Origin of the sequence: Bartonella sp. MR100HLJHH (genome assembly GCF_042194215.1) — a bacterium.
GTDB lineage: Bacteria > Pseudomonadota > Alphaproteobacteria > Rhizobiales > Rhizobiaceae > Bartonella > Bartonella grahamii.
Genome location: NZ_JBHIMR010000068.1, coordinates 1 through 1,190 on the forward strand (window position 1 = coordinate 1; position 1,190 = coordinate 1,190).

1 protein-coding gene is annotated in these 1,190 nt (G+C 35.6%); it reads left to right on the forward strand.

Going from position 1 to position 1,190, the window contains the following annotated elements; translation table 11 throughout:
* The first annotated feature begins 34 nt into the window (after nucleotides 1-34).
* Nucleotides 35-880 (forward strand): type IV secretion system protein, encoded by an 846-nt coding sequence (locus ACFIJ7_RS09520; protein WP_375645189.1) that lies wholly within the window; start codon nucleotides 35-37, stop codon nucleotides 878-880.
* Nucleotides 881-1,190 lie beyond the last annotated feature (310 nt).

Sequence of the window (1,190 nt, forward strand, 5' to 3'; positions counted from 1 at the left end):
ATAAAAAGTTGAAAATTCGTTAAAGAGGAATTCCATGGACTTTACAGTGTTCACGCAACTTTTCAATAAAATTGATCAGATAACAAAAACATATGTCACGGATATTTCCTTAAAAACAACGGCTACAATTACGCCCTTTATATCAATCGGTATCACAATCGCTTTCATCATCTATGGATGGCTCATCATTCGTGGCGCTATAGATATGCCTCTCTCCGGATTTGTAAATCGTTTCCTACGGATAAGTATTATTACTTCAATAGCTCTTACCACAGGACTTTATCAGAATGAAATTGCCAATTTGATAACACAAATGCCCCATGAGTTATCAAAAGCGCTCTTAACAGATCCACTCAATGATACACAATTAATGAATTTACTAGACAGAACAGCAACCAAAGGATTTCAATATGCAGGACGTCTTTTCCAAGAAACCGTCTTCTTCGAAGCCAATGGACTGCTTTACAGTCTCTTAGGTATCATCATCTTGCTGGCAACAAGCCTCGTAGTAGCAATCGGCGGTGGTCTCGTACTCCTGACAAAAATCGCTATTACACTTCTCGTAGGATGGGGATCACTCTTCATCATTGCTTTGCTCTGGCAACCAACTCATCGCCTTTTCGAGCAATGGATAACCCAAGTCGTCAATTATATAATCCTCTTTCTACTCTTAGCGACTGTATTTAATCTGATGATGAATATCTTTGCAAACTATTTGAGCGATATGAAACTCGATTACGACCAGAATATAAGCTTCATGTTTGGGGGTGCTCTCATCTTGTCCATTATATCCATCACCCTGTTACTCAAACTATCAAGCGTTGCCAATTCTCTCGCAAAAGGCATTACATTTGGACATCTATGGAGACATAGAAACTAGATGAGATAAAAAGCAATGCTGCTCGTAACAGATGCCCTTAATATCCATATGACAAAATAACGAGGATATCCAATCCTAAAGTAAAAAATATTCGCACTAAAATTGAGCTATTTTCATAAATTAAAAAATGAAATTAAGAAAAGATCAATTATCGCAAACTATACACTTTACTTTAGTGTCAAAATTATAATAATGACAATAAATATTAAGATGCATATAATGGTAAAAAGAGTCATATTAAAATGAAAAATATCATTCTTGTAATTTTGATTGCAAACCTTTTATCGGCTTGTGTATTAGCACCAAAGCT

Coding starts and splice junctions, on each gene's coding strand:
- ACFIJ7_RS09520 (WP_375645189.1), top strand. CDS start 35: ATGGACTTTACAGTGTTCACGCAACTTTTCAATAAAATTGATCAGATA.